The organism is Acinetobacter lwoffii, from assembly GCF_024129685.1.
GTDB lineage: Bacteria > Pseudomonadota > Gammaproteobacteria > Pseudomonadales > Moraxellaceae > Acinetobacter > Acinetobacter lwoffii_X.
The window spans coordinates 1-1,194 of the sequence record NZ_JAMXXL010000076.1 but is presented as its reverse complement, the minus strand read 5'-3'; the positions used below and the strand labels follow the sequence as shown (position 1 = coordinate 1,194).

General features: G+C 47.3%; 1 protein-coding gene. It reads left to right on the top strand.

The genetic code is table 11. The features are described 5' to 3' along the window. The first annotated feature begins 1 nt into the window (after position 1). The gene (tuf, locus tag NI464_RS15730) at positions 2 to 1,192 is read left to right on the top strand and encodes an elongation factor Tu (protein ID WP_004646112.1); all 1,191 of its coding nucleotides are present in this window, start codon (positions 2 to 4) and stop codon (positions 1,190 to 1,192) included. Positions 1,193 to 1,194 lie beyond the last annotated feature (2 nt).

Sequence of the window (1,194 nt, the reverse complement as noted above, 5' to 3'; positions counted from 1 at the left end):
CATGGCTAAGGCTAAGTTTGAACGTAATAAGCCACACGTTAACGTGGGCACAATTGGTCACGTTGACCATGGTAAAACAACTTTAACAGCTGCAATTGCAACTGTATGTGCGAAGAAATTCGGTGGCGAAGCGAAAGACTACGCTGCAATCGACTCTGCACCAGAAGAAAAAGCACGTGGTATTACAATTAATACTTCACACGTAGAATACGATTCTCCAACTCGTCACTACGCTCACGTAGACTGCCCGGGCCACGCCGATTATGTTAAAAACATGATTACTGGTGCTGCTCAGATGGACGGCGCGATCCTTGTATGTGCTGCGACTGATGGTCCTATGCCACAGACTCGTGAACACATCCTGCTTTCTCGTCAGGTAGGTGTACCTTACATCGTTGTATTCTTGAACAAATGCGACCTTGTAGACGACGAAGAGCTTCTTGAACTAGTTGAAATGGAAGTTCGTGAACTTCTTTCTACTTACGACTTCCCGGGTGATGACACTCCAGTGATCCGTGGTTCTGCTCTTCTTGCGCTTAACGGTGATGACAGCCAATACGGCGAGCCAGCGGTAGTTGCGCTTGTTGAAGCACTTGACTCTTACATTCCAGAGCCAGAGCGTGCAATTGACCTTCCATTCCTTATGCCAATTGAAGACGTATTCTCAATCTCTGGTCGTGGTACAGTAGTAACTGGCCGTGTAGAGACTGGTATCGTTAAAGTAGGTGAGTCTGTAGAAATCGTTGGTATCCGTGATACTCAAACTACTACAGTAACCGGCGTAGAAATGTTCCGTAAGCTTCTTGACGAAGGTCGTGCGGGCGAGAACTGTGGTGTTCTTCTTCGTGGTACTAAGCGTGAAGACGTACAACGTGGTCAAGTATTGACTAAACCAGGTGCGATCAAGCCACACACTAAATTCGATGCGGAAGTATACGTACTTTCTAAAGAAGAAGGTGGTCGTCACACTCCATTCCTTAACGGTTACCGTCCACAGTTCTACTTCCGTACTACGGACGTAACTGGTGCGATCGCGCTTAAAGAAGGCGTGGAAATGGTTATGCCTGGTGACAACGTTGAGATGTCAGTAGAGCTAATCCACCCAATCGCAATGGACCCAGGTCTACGTTTTGCGATCCGTGAAGGCGGTCGTACAGTTGGTGCTGGTGTAGTTGCTAAAGTAACTGCATAATC

Bases quoted from the DNA above. Each gene is read 5' to 3' on its own strand.
- tuf (WP_004646112.1), top strand. From the start codon at position 2: ATGGCTAAGGCTAAGTTTGAACGTAATAAGCCACACGTTAACGTGGGC.